The following is a 22,305-nucleotide window of genomic DNA, read 5'->3' on the forward strand; positions in this document are numbered from 1 at the left end:
GGTGGATGGGTGTATTTTAGACAAGGATTGCAATAAAAACACTGATCGAATGGTTAAATTGCTAAAAAATATCCATTCATTTTAGTGAAGTTGCATGACAATTAAATATCAGAGTAAAAAATGACAAATTCAATTGCGATCTTTTGTGGTTCCGCATTAGGTTCAGATCAAATCTTTTCAGAAACAGCTCGTCAGGTTGGACACACCATCGCTGAACAAGGCAAAACCTTGGTCTATGGTGGTGGTCGCTCAGGCTTAATGGGTATCGTGGCTGATAGTGCTTTAGAAGCGGGTGGTCAAGTGATTGGTGTGATTCCACACGTGCTGGTGGATCGTGAATTGGCACATCAAGGCCTCACCGAGTTATATGTAGTCAAAGACATGCAAGAGCGTAAACTGAAAATGTCAGCCTTGTCGGATGGATTTATTGCAATGCCAGGCGGTGCTGGGACTTTAGAAGAAATCTTTGAACAATGGACCTGGGCTCAGCTCGGGATCCACCTTAAGCCAAATGCCTTTTTGAATGTAAATGGCTTTTATGATGATTTAATCAAGTTTCTAAAAATGACAACCAGCAAAGGTTTTACCCATACACGTTTTACCGACAGCCTGATTGTATCAGACTCAGTGAAAACAATTTTAAAGCAAATGGATCAATTCCAAGCGCCTGAACCGAAGTGGGGCATGGTTGATCCTGAGTTGTTGGATGTCAAAGCATGAAGGTGATTACGGTTGCTGCAGCCATTATCGTAAATGCACAACAGCAGCTTTTATTGGTGCGCAAGCAAAATACCACGTGTTTTATGCAAGTTGGCGGTAAGCTTGAGCCAAATGAAGCACCTGAGCAAACCATGCTGCGTGAGATTGAGGAAGAAATAGGCACAGATGCGGTTATTAAACAGTTTGTCGGTCGTTTTGAAACAGCCACAGCTAACGAGCCTGATTTTAAATTGGTCAGTTATGTTTACCATGTTCAGCTTCAGCAAGTGCCACAGATTGCGGCTGAAATTGCGGAAATGAAGTGGCTGAACTTGGATGATCAACAGACTGCACTTGCACCGTTAACTACAGAGGTGGTCATCCCTTGGGTGCGAGAACATTTGCTGATTGAAGTCGTTTAACTATTCCTGTGCGTAGGCAATACACGCGGCGCTGACTTTATGACAACCTAAGTGTTCAAGTTCTAAAGTCAGGGCCTGAATCGAGCTGCCTGTGGTCACGACATCATCCAAAATCAAAACACGTCGGTAACGTTTTGCATATTGGCGTTGCTGTGGATCAATTTTAAACTGTTGTTGAATTTGATCTAAGCGTTCTAGTCGACTGAGTCCTTTTTGCGAATGTTGATGCAGTCGAATCACAGGTTGCCAAATGGGAACATTTAGCTGCTTGGCTAAGTCTTTGGCGAGGATCATTGATTGGTTGTAGCCACGTTCCGCTAAACGTTGGCTCGAAATCGGCATCGGAACAATTGCTTGCACTTTAGGTAAGCGTATTTGCTGAAGAATGCCTGAAAGTAAAGGTTGCCAATGCAGTTGTTGTTCATATTTGAACTGCTGAATCAGGTGATCTAAAGGATATTGATACTGTCCTGCGACATGAATACTCAACGCTTGCTTTTCAATGGTTTGTGGATGCAGAGGAAGCTGTTGCCAGCAGTCCAGACAGACCGCATGCAGATCTGCACGGACAATGCCACACAACTGACAGGGCTGTGCTCTGTGTAGCAACTGTTTGGCGGTGTGCAGTAAATGACTAAACATAGGCATAGCGTGGTGCTTCAGGCAGCCAGCGTTTCAGTAAGGCTTCAGCATTTTGTGGATAGTCTTTTAAAATCTGAGCTGCGACAAAGTGGGCTTGATTGAGCAAATGATCATCGCGTTCTAGTTTCGCTACACGAAAGCCCATATCCCCCGTTTGTTTGGTGCCGAGTAATTCACCCGGGCCACGGATTTCCAAATCTTTTTCGGCAATTAAAAAGCCATCATTGGTTTCACGCATGATGCGCAAGCGTTCTTGCCCATTTTGGGACAGTGGACTTTTATATAGCAGAGCGCAAAAACTGGCTTTGGCACCTCGACCGACACGGCCACGTAATTGATGTAATTGAGACAGTCCTAAACGTTCCGCATTTTCAATTACCATGATCGAGGCATTCGGTACATCAACCCCCACTTCAATCACCGTGGTGGCAATCAGCAGTTGTAATTGGTTGTCTTTGAACTGTTGCATCACCGCTTGCTTTTCATCGGCTTTCATTTTTCCATGCACTAAGCCAATATTCAGCTCGGGAAAGCGCTCCCGAATTTCTTGAAAGGTGGCTTCTGCGGCTTGTGCATCCAGTGTTTCCGATTGTTCGACCAGTGTGCAGACCCAATAGGCCTGTTTACCTTCAGTACAATTGGTCGCAATGCGTTGCAGGACTTCTTCACGGCGGTCGAGTGGAATGGTCACGGTTTGAATCGGCGTTCGTCCAGGTGGAAGTTCATCAATCATGGACGTATCTAAGTCTCCATAGGCGGACATGGCTAAAGTTCGTGGAATCGGCGTTGCGGTCATGACCAATTGATGTGGGGTCATATTCTGCGCACCTTTATTACGCAGGGCTAAGCGCTGATCGACCCCGAAGCGGTGCTGCTCATCAATAATCACGAGCCCGAGTTTGGCAAAGCGGACATTGTCTTGAAACAGGGCATGTGTACCCACCACCAGATGCGCTGTGCCGTCGACAATCGCTTGTTCGGCTATGGCACGGGCTTTGCCTTTTTGTTTACCTGAGAGCCAAGATACACTGAGTCCCAAAGGCTCAAACCATTTTTTAAAATTGAGATAATGCTGTTCAGCCAAAATTTCAGTCGGTGCCATTAACGCCACTTGCCAACCTTCTTCTAAAGCATGACAGGCTGCGACGCCTGCGACCAAGGTTTTGCCAGCACCGACATCGCCTTGAACCAAACGTAGCATCGGTTTATTGAGTTTTAAGTCGTGTACAATTTCTTTGGAGACGCGCTTTTGTGCATTGGTCATGTCAAAAGGCAGGCTACTGAGCAGTTGTTTGGCAAACTGACGACTGGCAGAAATACGTGGGGCTTCAATCTGTTGGATATAGGCACGACGGCTTAATAGACTGACCTGATGCGCAACCAACTCTTCAAAAATCAAACGTTGCTGGGCTGGATGCGAACCTTGACTCAATTGCAGCATATTGGCATCGACTGGGGGATGGTGAATGTAATCCAATGCCTGTTTAAGTGCATAGCCATTGGTAAATTTTGCGGGCAGTAGTTCAGGTAAATCATCACTGTGCTTGGCGAGAGCCTGTTTGATGTATTCACGAAACTTCGGTTGAGTCAGCCCTTCTGTACTGGGATAAATCGCAGTCAGTTGAGTTTGTGGAAGCGGCGTATGTTCTGTAATGAGTTGAATTTCAGGGTGATACATTTCCAGACCACGCGCGCCCACACGGACTTCACCAAAAATACGCAGACGGTTGCCAACCTTTGCGCGATCCGTTAAGCCTTTATAAATATGGTAAAAGCGTAAAGTCACTTTGCCAAAGTCGTCTTGCAGTCCAATCGCCATTGATTTTCGTTTACCTGGTGGAAAGTCCACACCTTGAATCGTGCCTTCGAGTAAGTAGCTACGCCCCACAGTCAATTGGTTCATGGGGATGATCGTGCTACGATCTTCATAGTCTCGTGGCAGATGAAACAACAGATCATCTGTAGTGAAGAGATTCAACTTTTCAAGTAGTACAGCAGAGGCAGCTCCGACCCCCTGCAACTGATGGACTGCAGCCATGTCCCCTCAACTTTGTCTGTGATTTGGTGCTAAATGCATATTTTATTTATCGGTTATGGTAAAACATCTCAGCGTGTTGCTAAACAGTTATTTCAGCAAGGCCACCAAATTACCACAATTAGCCGAAGTCCGAAATCCGATGATTGGGCTGAGCATTTGACTCAAGATATTCATCAGTTGGATCTGTCCCAAATCGCACCGGTTGATGCTGTGTATGTCTTACTCTCGCCTGAGGGCAGTACGGTGGAGGCGTATCAGCGAACTTTTGTAGACTCGATTGCACCCATGCTACACGCCTTAAAAAGTCATCCTTTAAAAAAAGTGATCGTGGTTTCTTCCACACGCGTTTATGGTGAAAGTGCAGGTGAGCGAGTTGATGATGACACATGTCCCCAGCCGAGCGATGCGCAAGGGCAGGTGTTATTGAATATGGAAACTTTGTGGCAACAGGCTTATCCATCTGAATGTGTGATTGTACGTCCAACAGGCATTTATGGAACCTCAGTTAGTCGTATGATAAAACTTGCAGAAATCACAAAAACTTATCCTAAACTACATTGGTCAAACCGAATTCATATTGAGGATTTGGTGGGTTTTCTAGCGCACTTGCTTCACGTGGAACATACTGAAAAGTCTTATCTTTGTAGCAATAGCCAACCACTGCCTTTGCATGAAATTATTCAATGGTTTCAACAGCAGTTAGGACTACCAGCTTTGGTTTTGAAAAGTGATGTTCCATCAGGCAAGCAAATTTATGCTACGCGGATGCAGCAGATGAATTTTGAATTACAGCATCCACATTGTTTTGATGATTATTTGGCATTGTTAGAAGAGCGTGAGTCAAAATAATTTTTTACTTTCACTCATAAAAAATGTGAAGCATCGTTTGGGAAATGGCTGTGGAACGTGAATATTCATGACAAATCCGTTCTAGTGCGCTGAATGCTAGAATGGATTTTACTAAGATATTGATTATTATGTAAAAATTTCAATAGTTTCGTATGGGGTGTATTATGTTAATTTTAGAAAACTTTTAAAATAATCATTAATTCTGATTTCAATTTCATTAAGTAATAAAATGTGAAAATTATAACTTTACCACTTGTTTTATATGAAATTTAGATACGATATAAATGGGCTTAGAGCAATAGCCGTTCTTGCTGTTGTTGTTTTTCACTTTAGCCCACAATGGTTACCGGGTGGATTTGCTGGGGTTGATGTTTTTTTTGTTATTTCAGGTTTTTTAATGACATCCATTATTTTTAATGGTGTAGAAAAAAAGACTTTTAGTTTATTCAAATTTTATAATGCTCGAGCAAACCGAATAGTTCCTGTATTAGCTGCAATGTCAGCTATTTTACTCGTATTTGGGTGGTTCTATTTAATTCCAAGTGACTATAGTGACTTAGGCCATCAAGTTGAAAAAAGCTCTTTATTTATATCAAACCTTTTGTTTGCAAAAGGTGGAGGTTATTTTGATACTGCAGAGCATACTAAGTGGCTTCTTCACACTTGGTCTTTATCTGTTGAATGGCAATTCTATATTTTTTTTCCAATAATAATTATTGCTCTTAAAAAATATTTAAGCCTCAACAATTTAAAACGTGTCGTTATAAGTTTATTTCTAGCAAGTTTTATCTACTGTTTTTATGCAACCTACAAAGATAGTAAAACTGCTTATTTCTTACTAACAAGCCGAGCTTGGGAGATGCTACTCGGTGGATTGGCTTTCCTATATCCTTGGCATATTCGAAAGAAAATTAAGCAAGTTACAATTCAATTGTTAGGCATTACACTTATTCTTGTTTCATATTTCTTAATGTCAAAAGATACATTATGGCCCGGTTATATGGCACTAATACCTGTACTTGGTGCATATTTAATTATTGTAAGTAACTTCAAAAATAATCCCATCATCAATAACCCCGCTTTTAATTATATAGGGAAATGGTCTTATTCTATTTATGTATGGCATTGGCCTTTAGTCGTTTTAGGATTCTATTTTTCATTTGAAAATTGGTGGTTATATGGCATTCCACTATCCATCTTACTTGGATTCTTAAGCTATCAATTCATTGAAATGATTAATTTTCCAAGATATTCATCATGGAAAAACATATATAAAGTTAAACCTTTATATATGTTTTTAGTTATTTTATGCTGTGGATATACTATAAGCAAAACTGATGGAATAGAATCACGTCTTTCGGAAATATCAAAAATAGCAGAGAAAGAAAGATCCAATTCAAACCCTTATAAATGTATAAGAAATGAATTATATGAATGTGTTATAGGAAATTCATCTAATATTAAAGCAATCATTATAGGAGATAGTCATGCTGAGTCACTAACAACATCTCTGGCATCTATTTTTAATTTAAACTCTGAAGGAATTATTGCTTTATCTACATCTTCATGTCCTTTAATTGAAAATTTACAATACTATGATAAAAAACAACTGTGTCCTAAAATTAACCAACAAAGATTAGATCTCATAAAATCTAAAAAATATCAAAATATTCCGATTATCTTAGCTGGAAGGTACTCTAGCTATCTAATAGGAGAAAACGATCCAGACCGCATACCGCCTGAGGGCCCTAAGCCTTTAATTTATTTTGAAAATAATACTGAAATGACTCAAAGTAAAAGATTAAATACTTTTGAGAAGAATCTAAGGAAAACTTTGTGTGAAGTTTCTATAAATAATCCACTTTATATTATTCAACCTGTTCCAGAACTAGGCTTTAATGCTCCGAAAAAAATTGTAAAAGATTCTTTTGGGGGGATAAAGAAAAAAACATCTATCTCATATGATAGTTATTTGAGCAGATCTGAAGAAGTGCGGAAAATTATTAATAGAAGTGCTAATCAATGTAATGTACAAGTTTTAGATCCTTCTAAAATTTTATGTAAAAATGGTGAATGCATTTTCACATATAAAAACAGACCTATTTATCGGGATGGGGATCATCTAAGTGAGTATGGCAATAAATTATTAGTACCTATGTTTAAAGAAGCTTTAAAAAAGTAATTTACAGGCTCCTCATTCAATAAAATAAGAAGCCTAGATTTTCTAGGCTTCTTATTTTTTATGCATTTAACATAAAATCTCTTATGCGAAATAGGTTTTATTCATAGACTTACAGCATAGGCACCTACATTTTGTAGATACCTATGCTTTTAAAAAGAAATTACTTCTTCTTACGTTTCAAACGCTTCTTCGCTTGTTCAGCAGCCACTTTGTCTAGCGTGTCTTTCAGCTCTTCATCGCTGAAAGTGGTGATGTGTTGCAACATTTGTAGTGTGACATCATCTAGTACCAAGTTGGCATATTGTGCAACGTTTTGGAAGTTCTCATCAAACACAATCGCGTTGTCTGAGTTGGTGCTGATATAACCCTGTTGCGTGAGCACTTTAATAAAGCTCTGGAACAAGGCTTTATCAAAGAATTCTGGTGAATTGAACTCATATAGGACAGACAAACGCTGACCCACCAAATGACTGAGCTCTTCCACTTGACGCGCTGAAATATTCCCAGAACCACGCTGTGTAATTAACGCAAGCGTCATGTAGTAACGCTCAAGACTCTGCATGACTGGCGCTGCCAATACCACCAACTGGTTATGATCTTCACTGTTTGGAGCAGGGGAAATCAAGTGGCCTTCGGCATCTTCAGAAATCAGTTTGGCTTGAATCAAACCATCTACATAGGCACAGATTTGATCTTTGAGTTCAGCATCTTCCCATTTTAAAAACAATTCTGCTTTTAAGAATGGATAGAGCGTGCGAATCACATTGATTAAATCACCTCGGCCAATGGTTCCATTGTGTTCAACCAAAGCGGCAACGAGTGATGGCAATACAAAGGCATGCAAAATGTTATTACGGAAGTAGGTTAGCAGTACCGCTTGATTGTCCGCAATTGCAATAATGTCGCCCAGTACGTGATTGACACGTTTGATCAGTTTCAGCTTTAAACCATAAGCAATGATTTCTTTACCTGATAATGGTGTGACCAAGAGGCGCTCATCATAAGGAAGTGTGGTCAACAACTTGCGATAGGTATCAAGCTGTTTGATACAGATTTCTTCATCAAGCGTATGCTTCTCAGTGGCCAATAGAACCAAAGACAGTAATGAAACAGGGTTCACCACAGCGGCACGGTTAATATTTTCTAAAATCGCATGTGCAGAACTATTTACAGCATCAGAGACTTCTTGCGGAATCGGATCATCATTTTTAGCAATTTGTACATTCTCAGCGCCATGCTTTTTCAGCATGTCATCTAAGAAGACTGGTTCGCCAAAGTTGAGATGGACTTTCCCAAAAATACGTTCAATTTTGCGTAAAGTTTGCAGAATCCCAAAGACAGATTCAGCTTCTTTCGGTTTACCGTTCATCTCACCAACGTAGGTTGCACCTTCCATCAAGCGTTCATAGCCGATATAGGTCGGAACAAAGACAATCGGTTTGGCACGACCACGCAAGTGACTGTGCACTGTCATGGCCAACATGCCTGTCTTCGGTGGTAGCAGACGACCTGTACGTGAACGACCACCTTCGATGAAGTATTCTAAAGGCGTGTTACGCGACAAAATACTGTATAGGTATTCTTTAAAGACCGAAGTATAGAGTGCGTTACCGCGGAAGGTACGGCGAATAAAGAATGCACCGCCACCACGTAAAATTTGCCCAACAAATGGCATATTCAGGTTATCGCCCGCGGCAATATAAGGCACCATCAAACCACGGTTATACACAACATAAGACAGCAGTAAATAGTCGATATGGCTGCGGTGACATGGGGTATACACAATTTCATAATCTTTTGCCAACTCACGAACCGTATTGAAGTTATGGACTTCAACCCCGTCATAGAGCTGCGTCCATAAACGTGCTAGCGCCATTTCAGCAAAACGGATGGTGGAATGTGAATAGTCCGATACGATTTCATTGACATAACCAATGGCACGACGCTCTGCATCCAACATGCTAATTTTGCCGCGGATACTTTCACGACGAATGGCATCTTGTACATCATTGGCTTTAATCAAAGAATGCATCACGTTGCGGCGATCTGAAAGGTCAGGGCCGAGTACTGCTTCACGGTGTGCATCGAGCTGATTATTTAGGGTATTTAGAATATACGTTGCAGGCGATAAGTTCGGATAGGTGGTTTTTGCAAAGTCAATTAAAGCACGTAAAGACTGACTTTCATGGAACTCTAAAAATGACTGGCGACCATGTAAACCAATATTCATCAGCTGTTTCACTGTACTTGGTGTCGCCCAAGTGTCAGTAAATAACAATTTAAACCAAGAGTCTTCTTTATCTGGTGAACGCCCCCAAAGCACTGTCACGGGGACAAGTTCAACGTCTAAGTCGGGTTGTTTTTCTAAAGCTTCCACCAAACGTAAAAGACGTGGTGGAAAGGTGTGGGATGGAGCGTTAAGTAAATTATTTTCATCGTTATGTTGTAGAAACACGATTGATGCTTTTTCTTGATGTGTACCCAAGACTAAAGGGTCTAGTGCAGGAGCGAGCTTTAAACGACGCGTTTCACCATCCACCAACAGCGCATTGCTGCGTGAGTGATTTTGAAGCACATAACAGACAATTTTTTTTGGATGGCCTGAAGCTGCAGAGTCAGCATCGGTTGCTGTCGGTTCTGTTGGAACCTCACCCAATACATGTGGGGTTACGATGAGGTCAAGAAGCTTACTTGAAAGCTTTCTATACATTTGACCAAAGCCACTTTTGGACATATACACTCCTGCTTAAATGACCAATCCCGCAGTTTGTCTGAAGGGGTATTTATTTTGCGTAATTGTAAACATAAACCGTATGTCATTTCCTGACAAATTTGTTTTATATGGTGAATTTTATCGTTAAAAATCGTATTTTTAGTCGGAAATAACGAAAAAAACTGATGACAACTCAGTCAAGTAATCTATAGGGTTTTAGTCTGAATTTATGGCAAAATAGAATTTATGCTCTATATATGATACCTGTCACTTTACATAAATATTGGGTATCTCACCATTAAGTAGGTTGTTTATGAATGCTTTAACCCAAGAGTTGGTTGAATTACTGAGCCTCGAAAGAATTGAGGAAAATATCTTTCGTGGACAAAGCCGTAATTTGGTTGGGAAGCGTGTTTTTGGTGGACAAGTCTTAGGTCAGGCCCTGCGTGCGGCATCATATACCACAGACCGCCCGGCCCATTCTTTACATGCGTACTTTTTGTTTGGTGGCGATGTGAACGCACCGATTATCTATGAAGTCGATCGGATTCGAGATGGGCGTAGTTTTGTCAGTCGCCAAGTACGCGCGATTCAGCATGGTAAAACCATTTTTATGTGCATGGTGTCTTTTGCTGACAATGAAGAAGGGCTAAATTATCAAATCGGTGAGCCTGAGTATCCAGCACCAGAGTCTTTAAAGTCTGAGGCAGAACTGAAAAAGATGATGGTAGAATTTGTGCCCGAAAATGTGCGCGCAAGTTTTATGCGGGATCGTCACGTGGAAATTCGTCCCGTCAATCCACAAAATCCATATCAACCACAGCCTGAAGCGCCTGTCTATGCACACTATATTCGTACGCATGATCGCATTGCAACTGAGGTGGATGAGGTTTCGTTACATCAAGCGATTGCGGCATTCTATTCAGACTTTACCTTAATGACTACGGCACTGCGTCCGCATGGTTTAAGCTATTTGTCTCCAAGTTTGCAGTGTGCAAGTATCGACCATGCTATGTATTTCCATAAACCATTTCGTGTAGATGAGTTTATGCTATATGACATGGACGCCACAGTGAGTGCCAGTTCACGTGGTTTAAACTTTGGTCGGATGTGGCAAAACGGTGAGCTGGTGTGTAGTACTACGCAAGAAGGTTTGATTCGGCTCCGTGAAATCGAAGCCCAATAAAGCTTGAGTATAAGAAAAAGCTGAGTGAAATGACTCAGCTTTTTTTATGACTGAAAGGTGGTCAGAGCTGAGCTACATTGTCATGGTCTCACCTTTGGTGATAGGCATATGGGGAAATGTGCAGTACTTGTGACAAAAAAATCCTCGATTCTAGCCAATTCACATGGCATAGTTTCTCAAAGAAATCTTTGAAAAGCATGAAGCTATGAGCTTAAACACGCAAATTCTAATTGCAGCGATCTTCGGGGTCATCTTCGGGTTTGTTTTAAATCTATTTCCTGAAACCGCTTTTTTAGAAATGAGTTTGTATGGAATCGGGGTGATCAGCAGTGTTTTTATTGGTCTATTAAAAATGCTCCTGATTCCCCTCATTTTTAGCTCAATTGTGGTGGGAGTATCCAACTTACAAGCAGGCGGCCAGCTCTCCCGTGTTTGGAAAATTACGCTGGCATGCTGTGTCACCACCACGACTTTGGCTTTGATATTGGGTTTAAGTTGCGCGCATTTATTTGAAGTCGGCAAAGGGGTTGATATTGCCATGTTTCAAGATGCCATGGCCTCTCATCAAACTCCCGATACCCTCACGCCATCTTCTTTCTTCACCAACTTTATTCAAAATACGCTGATTAACCCGTTCAAAGCTTTTGCCGAAGGTAATGTTTTAGCGGTGGTGGTTTTTGCATTGTTCATAGGTGTAGCGCTCGTCAAAGGGGGAGAAAAATTTCGTACGGTGCGTAAGCTCAGTCAACAGTTCTTTGACATCATGATGCTGATGATTGGGTGGGTGATGAAACTGGCACCACTGGGAATTTTTGCCTTACTCGCCAAATTGATTGCCACTGAAGACATTTCGGTATTGAGCCGTTTGGCTGAGTTTGCGGCTGTGGTAACGGGCACCACCATTTTTCATGGTCTGGTGGTTTTGCCACTATTGCTGTGGATTTTTGGCAAGATGAATCCGATCACCTTTTTTAAAGGCACGCGTGTGGCGTTAATTACTGCTTTTGCCACCAGTTCAAGCTCGGCGACTATGCCTTTATCATTGAAATGTGCGCAAGAAAATCTCGGTGTACGTCCGCAAACGGCGGGTTTTGTGATTCCATTGGGGACGCAGCTCAATATGGATGGTACTGCGCTGTATGAGGCGGCAGCGGCTTTGTTTATTGCCAACTTGATGGGACTCGATTTGACCTTGAGTCAACAGTTGGTGGTGTGTTTGACGGCGATGATTGCTTCTTTAGGTGCTCCGGGGATTCCGAGTGCAGGCATGGTCACCATGATTATGGTATTACAGTCTGTCGGGCTTCCTGCTGAAGCGATTGCGATTTTATTGCCGATTGATCGTTTACTGGATACCGTGCGTACTGTGGTGAATGTACAAGGTGACATGATGATTAGTGTGGTGGTCGATCGACATACCCAAGATATGGATGCACCTTTACCGAATTTATCAAATTCATCTTAAGTCTTGCTCTAGAATAAAAAAGCAGCCGATTGAGCTGCTTTTTTTATTTTGGAATTTAAGCGACTTTGAGCATGGCACGTTTAGCTGCTGGGGATTGGTCTAAGTAGGTAATCGCATCTTCTGTTTTGGCTTCGTGTACAGGGTCATACCATGGCACCAAATAGCCGAACTGTTGTGACACTAACCAGAGCGGGCTTGGTAGTACTTGATGATTCCGCTTGGAAATAGAGAACCATTCACGCCAAATCCAAGGTTTAAACAGACTGGGTTGAATCGACTTAAAACGATCATCTTGTTTCATAATCTGGGCTGCACCATCGACCCATAAACCGAGAACGGCAGCAATTACGACGAGACTCAAATAATAACGTGCAATATAGCCACCGCCTAAATGTCTGTACAAATCAAATGCGACAGTACGGTGTTCAATTTCTTCTGCGCCGTGCCATTTCACTAAGTCTAGCATGGCAGGGTCTGCGCCCATTTTCTCCCATTCAGTGTTATATAGTGCATATTTGCCAAGCACGCAGGTCATGTGTTCCACCGTCGCAATAATGCCAAGTCGAAACAGATCCCACTGGTGTTCAAGTGCTTTGGGTACAGTTAGATCAAGGGGTTTATCGGCCAGTAATTTTCCAAATAAGAAATCCATCAATTCTAGATTACGGGAGACATCAATCTTTCTTTGGCTGAGATACTCTTTATTGGCTGAGTTGTGTGCTTGCGCATGCATGGCTTCTTGGCGGATAAAGGCTTGTACATCCTGCTTCAGCTTTTCATCACTAATTTGCGGTAAGACTTTGTTATAGAGGCGGCAGAACCAGAACTCGCCTGCAGGCAGGATCATATTAATTTCATTGATGAAATAGCTGGCAAAAGGTTGGTTGGGAATCCAATCAATCGGACTGTCTTGCCACTCAAACTTAACTTTGCGGGGCTTAATGGTGTAGGCAATAGAGGAACGAATTTTGTTTTTTTTCAATCGAGACCATAATTTCATATACTGACCTATTTTTATATGTGTTGAACTTTTTCACGAGCTGAATAAAGTCAGTATAAAAAAAAGTCCCCGATCGCAATTAGCAATAGAGGACACGTATACAGCAATAGATGATGCTTTTATCGAGTGGCGTTTAAAAGTTATGCCTCGGGCTGTGGTTTGGCCTGAGCATTGTCTTCAGCGTCAATATTCATATCGGCTTCAGTATCTTCATCGAATTCTTCTGCATCTAGCTCATCGGCTGTTGCATCTGGAATGCTGCTTAAGTCAAAGTGTTGGGCTTGATCTAAAGTAAAATTCAGGCGTCCACCCATCACACTTGCCAGTTCTTCTAGGCCTTGCTTGTTGAGGGAGGAGAACAATTGAATTGAGAAATCAAGTTTCATCTTTTTCAATTGGGCTTTAACTTCTTGTAATGCTTTAGAGGCAGGGCCACGGTTGAGTTTGTCGGACTTGGTCAGTAGCACATGCACAAACAATTTACGTGAATATGCCCACTCCAACATCATCACGTCAAAGTGTTGTAGCGGATGACGAATATCCATCAATAAGACTAAGCCTTGTAAGCTTTTACGGTGAATCAGATAGTTTTCTAACTCTTTTTGCCATACGATTTTCATTGCTTCAGGCACAGCTGCATAACCATAGCCAGGTAAGTCGACCAGACGCTGGTCAGGATTACCTAGACTGAAAAAGTTAATCATCTGCGTGCGACCTGGTTTTTTCGAGGCACGAGCCAATTGCTTTTGGTTAGTTAAGGCATTGATAGCACTAGACTTACCTGCATTTGAACGACCTGCAAAGGCAATTTCATAGCCTGTATCTTCAACGCAAAGATTGAGCTTCGGAGCACTCATTAAAAACTCTGCTTTACGCAACCAGTTGAGAGCGCGCACAGCATATTCAGTAACTGCAGAATCTACCTTTTTTTCATAGCTAATTTTTTGCTTTGGGGCAGCAGCAATCTTACTGTTTTTGGATTTTCCTCGGCTGTGGTGCATAACTCAACTTCAATTTATGATCTACAATCAGCCATTATAATAGAAGTCGGGCAGGCAATCGACCTTTGCAACATAAAGTCGGCAATCTTGTCGAGAAAAGATTTTAATCTACAAGATTGATTAGGCTAATCGGGGAGTGTGTTGCAAACTTATTCTGCGAAGAGGTACCAAGCACATCAGCTAGGGTGTATTGGTCTAAGCTGTTGTAAAACTCATCTAAGGCATTATCTAAAATACCTTTCAGACCACAGTTAGAGCGGAGTACACAGGGCGGGCTATTACACTCAACAATGTTTTGATCGGCTTGTAAAACCCGCACAATCTGTCCTAGTCTTAAATGTAGGGTTTCTGGGTTGAGTCGAATCCCACCACCACGACCGCGTGCGGTAATAATCCATTGCTGCTTTGCCATAAAATGCACGATTTTCATCAAGTGATTTTCAGACACTTGAAGTGCTTGTGCCAGTTCTGCAATGGTATGTGGCAGCGCTTTCGGCTGAGAGACATACATCAGAATTCGCAAAGCATAATCTGTAAATTTATTGAGCTGCATGAGGGTATTAATCGTTGATAAGCAAAAAACAAAGGGCTAGTCTAGCATAACCTGACTAACCCTCTCTATTTTATGCCACTGGCATGGGTTAGTGATGGACACCACCTGTGCCAAAAGCTTCACTGTGAATATTTTCGGCAGGAACACCACGTGCAATCAGGGCTTTTTGTTGCTCTGCCATAAATGGCATTGGGCCGCATAAGTAGTAATCCGCTTCTACAGGTAGAATCGCGCTATCGATAGTATTTAAATCAAGGCGACCCTTCGCATCATAATCTTGACCCAATACATCGCTTTGATGTGGGAACTCGTATGCAGTATAGGTGCTTAAACGTGGGTATTTGGCTTTTAAGTCATGAATGTGTTGTTTCATAGCATGCACTTGCTTGCTGCGGCAGGCGTGTATAAAAGTCACAGGCTCTGGCATATCCAAAGTCACTAACTGATTCAGCATCGCTACCATAGGTGTGAGGCCAACACCACCACTAATAAAGACATTGCGCTTGTTTGGATCAATCAGGTAGAAGTTACCTGTTGGTGCAGATACTTCAATTTCAGCACCTTCAGCTAAACCATGCAGGGTATTTGACACCCAGCCTCCTGCCAAATCGCCTTTTTCGTCTTCGCGTTTGACCGAAATACGTAAATAATCTGCTTGAGGGCTAGTTGAAAGGGTGTATTGGCGTGGTTGTTTTAAACCAAGTTCCTCAACAAATACACGTACTGAAATGTACTGACCCGCTTCATATTTTGGTAAATCACCACCATCAACAGGGGCAAGGTAGAACGACGTGATTTCTTCACTTTCAAGCACTTTTTTCGCGATTTTAAAGTTGCGCCAGCCTAACCAGCTCCCTTTGGTTTGTTGATGTTGCTCATAAATCGCTTTTTCAGTGTTAATGAATAAATCCGCCAATTGACCATACGCCGCAGCCCAAGCATCAATCAACGGATCTTCCATTGAAATACTTAAAACTTCACTAATCGAATGAAGGAGGTTTTCCCCAACAATATTGTAGTCGGGTGCTTGAATATTCAAGCTGACATGTTTGTGAGCAATTAGCTCAACCACAGGAAGCAATACTGAAGGGTCTTCAATGTTTTCTGCATAGGCCAACACTGCACCCGCCAAAGCTTGTGCTTGAGCACCACTGCGTTGATGGCCCATATTGAAAGTTTCTTTTAAATCAGGATTATTGCCTAACATACGGTTATAGAAATAACCTGTGAGTGCGACACCGTTTTCACGAAGGACGGGAACAGTTGCTTTTACAAGTTCAATTTGCTGCGGAGTCATTTTTGATCTCTCTTGGCTATCATTTATAAGATGTATTAAAAATACACCTTTAAAGATGTAATGTAAATACATCTTTAAAGTAAAGGATAAAATATTTTCAGGTATATAATAAAAAATTTCGGTATGTTTATGAATTATTTAATATTTTTAGTATGTTGATTTTCTCCTTTTAGATCGTTCTTATTGCGGCTATAGGGATATTTTTATATTTCAAAGAAACATTATATGGAATTGCTGTTTCATTTAGTGTTTCTTTAACGGCTTAAATAGATTTTTTTTATTGTTGAGTGGTTGTGAAGCTTGAGGTATTAATTTATCAAGAGGTCTTTTTAACATTTGATTACGAATAGCGATGTCGAAAAGCATTGGGCGTTTCGCCTGTCCACTTTTTGAATGCACGTGCAAAAGAGTTCACTTCTTGAAAGCCGAGTAGATAGGACACCTCACTGGGGCTAATTGAGGAGCGGGTGAGATAGTGTTCGGCGAGAGCTTGTCGCGTATTATCCAAAATGCTTTGAAAGTTGGTCTGCTCCTCCTCTAAAAGTCGTTGTAAGCTACGTTTACTGAGCGCCAGTTTTTCTGCGACATCCTCAATTCGGCTCAACCCAACAGGTAAATTCTCCAGTAAAATCGTTTTAACTTTTTCTTGTGTTTGCACCGCATTGTTTAAATTCAGCAGATTTTGTCTGAGATTGGGCTCAAAAAATGCCCACATGGTTGGGTTTGCTGTTAAGAAGGGTTTGGTGCAGTCTACGTGTGAAAAACTGATCGAAATTTTTGAGCCTTTCTTTGGAGTGATGCCAAAGTAGTCTTGATAGGGTGCGAGTTGTTCGGGGAGTTTGGGTAAAGTGATTGCTAGTGGCACAATATGACTACGCAGGCATAATCGTGCTAACTGCGTAAAAAAGACCAATTCTGTCAGTATCAGACTTTGGGGAATGGCTTCACTGACTTGATATAATTCAATCTCTAAGCGCATTTGCTGAGCATCGGTTGCTGTATTTAGATGAATAGGGCCAATCAATTTTTTAAACAGCGCTATGCGTTCCAAAGCAACGCTTAAATTGGGGCTGCATATACACGCAAAAATGGCGGGATCGAAGAGCTCTACTGAGAGCATTTGCCCGATTTTAAGTGGTAAATGCTCAATATTTGCAATATGTTCAACAGCTTCCCAAAATTGAAAATAATGTTGTGGCGTAAGTTCCATTTTTTCACGGTTAAACGCATCTAATGGCAGGGCAGCTTGTCGCACTACATCTTCAGGTCGGATGCCTAAATCAATCAAAAAAAGCCTCCAGTTAGGTTGCAGTACAAACTTTGTTGTATATTTCATGGTGGCAACCCCTGCATTAGATATTACGATTTTATGTGAATGAGTCGCTGGGTTTATTTAACGACTGACATGACCATCATATCGAAAATACGATCCCCAAACCATTTGCGCACAAAAATCATGAGTTTGGCATACTTGCCACCCACATATCGGGTCTTTGGTTGGTTTGCATTAACGGCTTTTATCAACATATCCACCACGATTTGTACATCTGAGAGCTCACCTTTACGCACCGATTCATTGGTAGCATGGGCAACCGATTGCGCCATGTGGGCATAAGCACCTGTACCTGAACGTGAAAGCATGGGTTGGACCATGACATCGGCAAATTCAGTATTAATCGCACCGGGTTCGATTACCACCACATCAATATTAAAAGCTTTCAGTTCTAGACGTAGGCAATCTGACCAGCCTTCAACAGCATGTTTACTGGCATGATACCAACTACCGAGCGGCGTATAAATTTTTCCACCCATTGAGGAAATGTTGATGATGCGCCCTTTATTTTTTTGGCGCATGGCGGGCAAAACTTGTTGTGTCAATTCAGCCATGCCAAACAGATTCACTTCAAATTGATAGCGGGCGTCTGCAATCGACGTATCTTCCATAGCACCGTATAAGCCAAATCCTGCACAGTTAATCAGGATGTCGACACTTTGGGTTTCTTGTTCAATCTGTTGGATGACGTGATGAATGTCTTCAGATCGGCTGATATCCATTTTTAATGTGCGAGCGCCGAGCATTTTTAGCTCATTCATTGCTTCAAGACGACGTGCTACAGCATATACGATGGCGCCTTGTTGTAATAAGGCGTGTGTAAAAGCTTTACCCATGCCTGATGATGCACCTGTAATTAATACCACTTGTTCTTGGGCTTTATTCATTTGGCTGTCCTCAATACTTTGTTGATCTAACTTGATGATTGAATTTTAGTAATTGAGACCAGATTTCTGACATCCGATCGTGCCAAGTTATATGCGGATGACGTCATGTTGTAATAGAGTATTTAATCGTCGTACATAAAAAACGTCACCAAAAGTTGGTGACGTTCGATGATGGTTTGAAGTGGATAGGCGAGTATTACTTACCGAAAATAGACCCGAGAATCCCACGCATAATTTTCTGTCCAGTACTGCCACCAAGACTACGTGCCGCACTTTTGGCAAAAGTTCCGACTGTGTCTTGAATCAGCTTATCCCGTTGTTTAGCTGAGCGTTCAGCTTCTTTTTGCTGTTCTTTGGCAACACGCTCCTGTTCACGCGCTTGCTGTTTGGCAATTGCTTCCGCTTCTTTGGCTTGTTGCTTAGCCAGTTCAGCTTGTGCTTTGGCGTTTTCAGTAGCTTTTGCATCAGCGGCTTTTTGTTGTTCGAGTTTAGCCATTTTTTTATTGAGCATTTCATAAGCACTATTACGGTCGACGACCTGTTCGTAAACGCCTGCAACGATGCTATTTGCGATGAATGCCTTGCGTTCTTCAGGTGTGATTGGACTAAATGCTGAATATGGTGGCATGATCCAACCACGCTCTACGATCTGCGGTGTGCCTTGTGCATCGAGACAACTAATTAATGCTTCACCAACACCAAGCTGGGTAATCGCATCAGCGACACTAAACTCAGGGTTGGCACGGAAGGTATCCGCTGCGGTTTTTACGGCTTTTTGATCTTTGGGTGTAAATGCACGTAGGGCATGTTGCACACGATTACCCAGTTGACCTAATACACTTTCAGGAATATCTAATGGGCTTTGGGTGACGAAGTAAATCCCGACGCCTTTGGAGCGGATGAGACGAACCACTTGTTCGATTTTTTCCTGCAAGGCAGGGCTAGCGTTGTCAAATAATAAGTGCGCTTCATCAAAGAAGAACACCAGTTTTGGTTTCTCCATATCGCCAACTTCAGGTAGTTGTTCAAACAGTTCTGAAAGCATCCATAGTAAGAATGTGGCATACAGCTTTGGCGTATTCATCAGCTTATCTGCAGCGAGCAGATTGATGTAACCTAAGCCATTAGCATCAGTTTGAATAAAATCTAAAATATTTAAGCTTGGTTCGCCAAAGAAATCATCGCCACCTTGATCGCCAAGTGCGAGTAGATTGCGTTGAATCGCCCCGAGACTGGCAGGAGAGAGGTTGCCGTATTCTGCTTTGAGTTCGGATGCATTTTCACTGACATAGGTCAGCATGGATTTTAAGTCTTTAAAGTCAATCAGTAGCATGCCTTGATCGTCAGCAACACGAAAGACAGCCGATAATACACCTTCCTGTGTATCATTCAGATTGAGCATTTGTGCCAATAGAATCGGACCAATCTCAGATACGGTGGTGCGAATCGGGTGACCTTGTTCACCAAACAAATCCCAAAAAACAGTTGGTGAGGCGGCAAATGGTACGCTATCAATACCAAGAAGTTTCAGACGTTCTTCAAACTTTGTGCTGGTCGAACCAGCTTTAGCGATACTGGATACATCGCCTTTGGCATCGGCTAAAAATACGGGCACCCCGAGTCTGGAAAAACTTTCAGCCAACACCTTCAGGGTTACGGTTTTACCCGTCCCTGTTGCTCCTGCAATTAAGCCATGACGGTTGGCAAACTTTGAGTGTAGAACAATATCTTGTTGGGTATTCGTGGTTTTCTTAGCAATGGTGATCGGGGTGCTCATACTTCTTCCTATTCAATTTTTTTGTGATGGTTATTCAGTTGTTTTAGTGCATTTTCTATATCTTGAATTAAATCGACAGGATGTTCTAGTCCTATACAAAAGCGAACCAATAAACCTTGTTGTAAATGTGTATGCTCAAGTGTACGCATGTCTTTGAGGTCATACAGCATCACCAAACTGACAGGACCACCCCAACTAAAGCCGAGTTTGAAGAGTGACAGGGCATCACAAAATTGACGAATATCCTGTAGATCAAATTCGGGCTTGAAAATGACACTGACTAAACCTGCACTGTGTTGATCGACACAAATGTCTCTCCAATATGAATGACCCGCAGAACTCAAATCAGCAGGGTGTAAGACCTGCACAATTTCCGGTTGTTGTTTTAGCCATGTTAGGAGTTGTAGTGCACTTTCAGACTGGGCAGCATAACGAATGCGCATTGAGGCTAGACTGCGTTGGACTTGAGCAACATCATCCCCAGAGACACTAATGCCTTGAATGGCATGCGTACGAAAGAGTTGATGATGTAAAGCACGCTCGCGTGTCACGACTGAGCCCATTAAAATATCTCCACCGCCACTTGGGTACTTGGTTAAAGCATGTACCGTCACATCTACACTTAAGTGCGCATCACTAAAATCGAAAGCATTAAAGGCAAGGCCTGCGCCCCAAGTGTTGTCTAGAGCAGTGAGCACATGATGCGCTTGTGCTTTTTTCACCAATCCGACCAAATCTGGAAACTCTAGTGTGACCGATCCTGCGGCTTCTAGCCAAATCAGTTTTGCTTTTTTCGTCGGTTGGAAAGAAGACACATCAATAGGGTTATAAATACGAACACCAATGCCGTAGCGTTTTTCTAGATTACGAAGATGCTCCATGTTTGGCCCGTAAATATTATCCGCCACCCAGACTTCATCACCATGACTTAAAAAACATGAGTTCACCAGATTGATGGCAGATAATCCACTCGGCGCCAGTAAGCAGTAGGTTCCACCCTCAATTTGTGCAATGTTATCGCTCAATGTAAAAGTTGTAGGGGTGCCATGGGTGCCATAACTATAGTCATAGTCATCGGTCCAATGGCGATTAAACAGTGCATTGGTATCTTCAAAAATAATTGTCGATGCACGATACAAGGGAGGTTGAACTGTTGAAATGTACTGAGGCGCTTGTCTTGGTGCATGAACCAAGGTGGTTTGCGGATTTTTTTTCACGAATCGACTCATCATAAAGCGATAAATTGTTTTTAGCTTAAGAGAAAGTTTCTAAATAGGCGAGAAAATTGAGTAAATGTGAATAAAGGTAAGCAAAATAAAAAGTTGGCTTCAATTTTGCTAAATCATCTATAAGGATAGTAAAAAGAAGGCATAAGCGCATGACGTCGCATTTAAAAGTACATTATTTTCAGCATATTGCTGGTGAAGGGTTCGGCAGTTGCTATACGTATTTAAAACAACAAGGTGCAGTGATCAGTGCAACAGAGTTTTTTGCTTTACCTGTAGACCAAGCTTTAGAGATAGAAGCCTTACCGAGTATTGAGGATGTGGACTTACTCATCATTATGGGGGGCACAATGAGTGTGAATGACGAAGCGAATTTTCCATGGTTAAAGATTGAGAAGCGTTGGTTAAGACGTTACTTGGCTGCAGGAAAACCTGCGATTGGTTTATGCTTGGGTGGGCAACTGATTGCCAATGCACTCGGTGCTGCGGTCAGTCGTAATGAACAACAGGAGTTGGGTTGGGCGACAGTACGTAAAATCCAGCACGTCCCAACAGAATGCTTTGAGTTACCTGAACAGTTTAATGTGATGCAATGGCATAGCGAGACCTTTGAAATTCCAAAAGGTGCGGTGCATTTGGCTGAAAATACAGTCTGTCGTAATCAAATGTACCAAATTGGAAAGAATGTATTGGGTTTTCAATTTCACCCAGAGATGGTGCCAGAAACCTTGGCACTCTTTTTAGAAAATGATGATGAATTGAATAAGTTTTCAGGTCAATACGTGGCAACGGAAACCGAATTGAAAAAATCATCGAAATTAAATTTTATTGAGGGAAATCAGATTCTTAATAGTGCAATTGATTATGTGTTGCGGCAAACAGTCTGTCGATGATTTTTTAAGCTACTGATAATCCAAACAAATTGAATATATTGTAAAAAATCAAAAATGGATTTGCTTATGCATTAAACAATGGCTATAATGAGCGACCCTTTAATGAAAGGGGGTTAACTGCGAATAAAGTAGTTAACATCGT

The 22,305-nt window shown here is 41.8% G+C and carries 18 protein-coding genes; 7 read left to right on the forward strand and 11 right to left on the reverse strand.

The features are described from left to right. Positions 1 to 120 precede the first annotated feature (120 nt). Entirely contained in the window at positions 121 to 720 is a 600-nt protein-coding gene (locus tag CDG62_RS04595; protein WP_087527366.1) for a TIGR00730 family Rossman fold protein, read from the forward strand. After that, positions 717 to 1,121 carry an NUDIX hydrolase gene (locus CDG62_RS04600; protein WP_087527367.1) on the forward strand — a complete coding sequence of 135 codons (405 nt, stop codon included), beginning with the start codon at positions 717 to 719 and terminating at the stop codon, positions 1,119 to 1,121. Before CDG62_RS04595 ends, CDG62_RS04600 begins: the two co-directional genes overlap by 4 nt. Here the strand turns inward: CDG62_RS04600 and CDG62_RS04605 are convergent, their stop codons facing one another. Continuing rightward, positions 1,122 to 1,769, reverse strand: coding sequence for a ComF family protein (locus CDG62_RS04605; protein WP_087527368.1), 648 nt, complete (start codon positions 1,767 to 1,769; stop codon positions 1,122 to 1,124). Next, the gene (gene recG / locus CDG62_RS04610; protein WP_087527369.1) at positions 1,756 to 3,801 is read right to left on the reverse strand and encodes an ATP-dependent DNA helicase RecG; all 2,046 of its coding nucleotides are present in this window, start codon (positions 3,799 to 3,801) and stop codon (positions 1,756 to 1,758) included. The genes CDG62_RS04605 and recG overlap by 14 nt, the downstream gene beginning before the upstream one ends. A gap of 33 nt (positions 3,802 to 3,834) precedes the next feature. Between recG and CDG62_RS04615 the strand changes: the two genes are divergently transcribed. Together CDG62_RS04615 and CDG62_RS04620 are read left to right on the forward strand one after the other, a co-directional pair. Then, on the forward strand, positions 3,835 to 4,650 hold the full coding sequence (locus tag CDG62_RS04615) for an NAD-dependent epimerase/dehydratase family protein (protein WP_087527370.1): 816 nt from the start codon (positions 3,835 to 3,837) through the stop codon (positions 4,648 to 4,650). Positions 4,651 to 4,912: 262 nt separating this feature from the next. Next, a complete protein-coding gene (locus CDG62_RS04620) occupies positions 4,913 to 6,832 on the forward strand; it encodes an acyltransferase family protein (RefSeq protein WP_087527371.1) in 1,920 nt (639 codons plus the stop codon). Positions 6,833 to 6,992: 160 nt separating this feature from the next. Here CDG62_RS04620 and plsB read toward each other — a convergent pair whose 3' ends face one another. After that, entirely contained in the window at positions 6,993 to 9,566 is a 2,574-nt protein-coding gene (gene plsB, locus CDG62_RS04625) for a glycerol-3-phosphate 1-O-acyltransferase PlsB (RefSeq protein WP_087527372.1), read from the reverse strand. 292 nt (positions 9,567 to 9,858) lie between these two features. Here plsB and CDG62_RS04630 point away from each other — a divergent pair, with 292 nt between their 5' ends. Together CDG62_RS04630 and CDG62_RS04635 are read left to right on the forward strand one after the other, a co-directional pair. Beyond that, positions 9,859 to 10,731, forward strand: a complete 873-nt coding sequence (locus tag CDG62_RS04630; protein ID WP_087527373.1) for an acyl-CoA thioesterase — start codon at positions 9,859 to 9,861, stop codon at positions 10,729 to 10,731. A 205-nt stretch (positions 10,732 to 10,936) separates the two neighbouring features. Continuing rightward, the gene (locus tag CDG62_RS04635) at positions 10,937 to 12,196 is read left to right on the forward strand and encodes a dicarboxylate/amino acid:cation symporter (protein WP_087527374.1); all 1,260 of its coding nucleotides are present in this window, start codon (positions 10,937 to 10,939) and stop codon (positions 12,194 to 12,196) included. A 55-nt stretch (positions 12,197 to 12,251) separates the two neighbouring features. Here the strand turns inward: CDG62_RS04635 and CDG62_RS04640 are convergent, their stop codons facing one another. The 8 genes from CDG62_RS04640 to CDG62_RS04675 all read right to left on the reverse strand — a co-directional run bounded on the left by CDG62_RS04640 (position 12,252) and on the right by CDG62_RS04675 (position 21,261). Beyond that, positions 12,252 to 13,196 carry a metal-dependent hydrolase gene (locus tag CDG62_RS04640; protein WP_087527375.1) on the reverse strand — a complete coding sequence of 315 codons (945 nt, stop codon included), beginning with the start codon at positions 13,194 to 13,196 and terminating at the stop codon, positions 12,252 to 12,254. A 140-nt stretch (positions 13,197 to 13,336) separates the two neighbouring features. Continuing rightward, positions 13,337 to 14,197, reverse strand: coding sequence for a ribosome biogenesis GTP-binding protein YihA/YsxC (yihA, locus tag CDG62_RS04645; RefSeq protein ID WP_087527376.1), 861 nt, complete (start codon positions 14,195 to 14,197; stop codon positions 13,337 to 13,339). Positions 14,198 to 14,300: 103 nt separating this feature from the next. After that, positions 14,301 to 14,750 (reverse strand): RrF2 family transcriptional regulator, encoded by a 450-nt coding sequence (locus CDG62_RS04650; protein WP_087527377.1) that lies wholly within the window; start codon positions 14,748 to 14,750, stop codon positions 14,301 to 14,303. 88 nt (positions 14,751 to 14,838) lie between these two features. Further along, positions 14,839 to 16,047 carry an NO-inducible flavohemoprotein gene (gene hmpA / locus CDG62_RS04655; RefSeq protein ID WP_087527378.1) on the reverse strand — a complete coding sequence of 403 codons (1,209 nt, stop codon included), beginning with the start codon at positions 16,045 to 16,047 and terminating at the stop codon, positions 14,839 to 14,841. 340 nt (positions 16,048 to 16,387) lie between these two features. After that, positions 16,388 to 17,383 (reverse strand): AraC family transcriptional regulator, encoded by a 996-nt coding sequence (locus CDG62_RS04660; protein WP_087527379.1) that lies wholly within the window; start codon positions 17,381 to 17,383, stop codon positions 16,388 to 16,390. 53 nt (positions 17,384 to 17,436) lie between these two features. Then, entirely contained in the window at positions 17,437 to 18,267 is an 831-nt protein-coding gene (locus tag CDG62_RS04665; RefSeq protein ID WP_087527380.1) for an oxidoreductase, read from the reverse strand. 196 nt (positions 18,268 to 18,463) lie between these two features. Then, positions 18,464 to 20,044, reverse strand: a complete 1,581-nt coding sequence (locus tag CDG62_RS04670; RefSeq protein ID WP_087527381.1) for a helicase HerA-like domain-containing protein — start codon at positions 20,042 to 20,044, stop codon at positions 18,464 to 18,466. 8 nt (positions 20,045 to 20,052) lie between these two features. Next, positions 20,053 to 21,261 (reverse strand): PLP-dependent transferase, encoded by a 1,209-nt coding sequence (locus CDG62_RS04675; protein WP_087527382.1) that lies wholly within the window; start codon positions 21,259 to 21,261, stop codon positions 20,053 to 20,055. 161 nt (positions 21,262 to 21,422) lie between these two features. Between CDG62_RS04675 and CDG62_RS04680 the strand changes: the two genes are divergently transcribed. Continuing rightward, the gene (locus CDG62_RS04680; RefSeq protein ID WP_087527383.1) at positions 21,423 to 22,163 is read left to right on the forward strand and encodes a type 1 glutamine amidotransferase; all 741 of its coding nucleotides are present in this window, start codon (positions 21,423 to 21,425) and stop codon (positions 22,161 to 22,163) included. Positions 22,164 to 22,305 lie beyond the last annotated feature (142 nt).

Origin of the sequence: Acinetobacter sp. WCHA55 (assembly GCF_002165305.2) — a bacterium.
Classification (GTDB): Bacteria; Pseudomonadota; Gammaproteobacteria; order Pseudomonadales; family Moraxellaceae; genus Acinetobacter.

What these genes read in the sequence shown, in the direction of transcription:
- CDG62_RS04595 (WP_087527366.1), top strand. Translation starts at nt 121, where the DNA reads ATGACAAATTCAATTGCGATCTTTTGTGGTTCCGCATTAGGTTCAGAT.
- CDG62_RS04600 (WP_087527367.1), top strand. Translation starts at nt 717, where the DNA reads ATGAAGGTGATTACGGTTGCTGCAGCCATTATCGTAAATGCACAACAG.
- CDG62_RS04605 (WP_087527368.1), bottom strand. Translation starts at nt 1,769, where the DNA reads ATGCCTATGTTTAGTCATTTACTGCACACCGCCAAACAGTTGCTACAC.
- recG (WP_087527369.1), bottom strand. Translation starts at nt 3,801, where the DNA reads ATGGCTGCAGTCCATCAGTTGCAGGGGGTCGGAGCTGCCTCTGCTGTA.
- CDG62_RS04615 (WP_087527370.1), top strand. Translation starts at nt 3,835, where the DNA reads ATGCATATTTTATTTATCGGTTATGGTAAAACATCTCAGCGTGTTGCT.
- CDG62_RS04620 (WP_087527371.1), top strand. Translation starts at nt 4,913, where the DNA reads ATGAAATTTAGATACGATATAAATGGGCTTAGAGCAATAGCCGTTCTT.
- plsB (WP_087527372.1), bottom strand. Translation starts at nt 9,566, where the DNA reads ATGTCCAAAAGTGGCTTTGGTCAAATGTATAGAAAGCTTTCAAGTAAG.
- CDG62_RS04630 (WP_087527373.1), top strand. Translation starts at nt 9,859, where the DNA reads ATGAATGCTTTAACCCAAGAGTTGGTTGAATTACTGAGCCTCGAAAGA.
- CDG62_RS04635 (WP_087527374.1), top strand. Translation starts at nt 10,937, where the DNA reads ATGAGCTTAAACACGCAAATTCTAATTGCAGCGATCTTCGGGGTCATC.
- CDG62_RS04640 (WP_087527375.1), bottom strand. Translation starts at nt 13,196, where the DNA reads ATGAAATTATGGTCTCGATTGAAAAAAAACAAAATTCGTTCCTCTATT.
- yihA (WP_087527376.1), bottom strand. Translation starts at nt 14,197, where the DNA reads ATGCACCACAGCCGAGGAAAATCCAAAAACAGTAAGATTGCTGCTGCC.
- CDG62_RS04650 (WP_087527377.1), bottom strand. Translation starts at nt 14,750, where the DNA reads ATGCAGCTCAATAAATTTACAGATTATGCTTTGCGAATTCTGATGTAT.
- hmpA (WP_087527378.1), bottom strand. Translation starts at nt 16,047, where the DNA reads ATGACTCCGCAGCAAATTGAACTTGTAAAAGCAACTGTTCCCGTCCTT.
- CDG62_RS04660 (WP_087527379.1), bottom strand. Translation starts at nt 17,383, where the DNA reads ATGAAATATACAACAAAGTTTGTACTGCAACCTAACTGGAGGCTTTTT.
- CDG62_RS04665 (WP_087527380.1), bottom strand. Translation starts at nt 18,267, where the DNA reads ATGAATAAAGCCCAAGAACAAGTGGTATTAATTACAGGTGCATCATCA.
- CDG62_RS04670 (WP_087527381.1), bottom strand. Translation starts at nt 20,044, where the DNA reads ATGAGCACCCCGATCACCATTGCTAAGAAAACCACGAATACCCAACAA.
- CDG62_RS04680 (WP_087527383.1), top strand. Translation starts at nt 21,423, where the DNA reads ATGACGTCGCATTTAAAAGTACATTATTTTCAGCATATTGCTGGTGAA.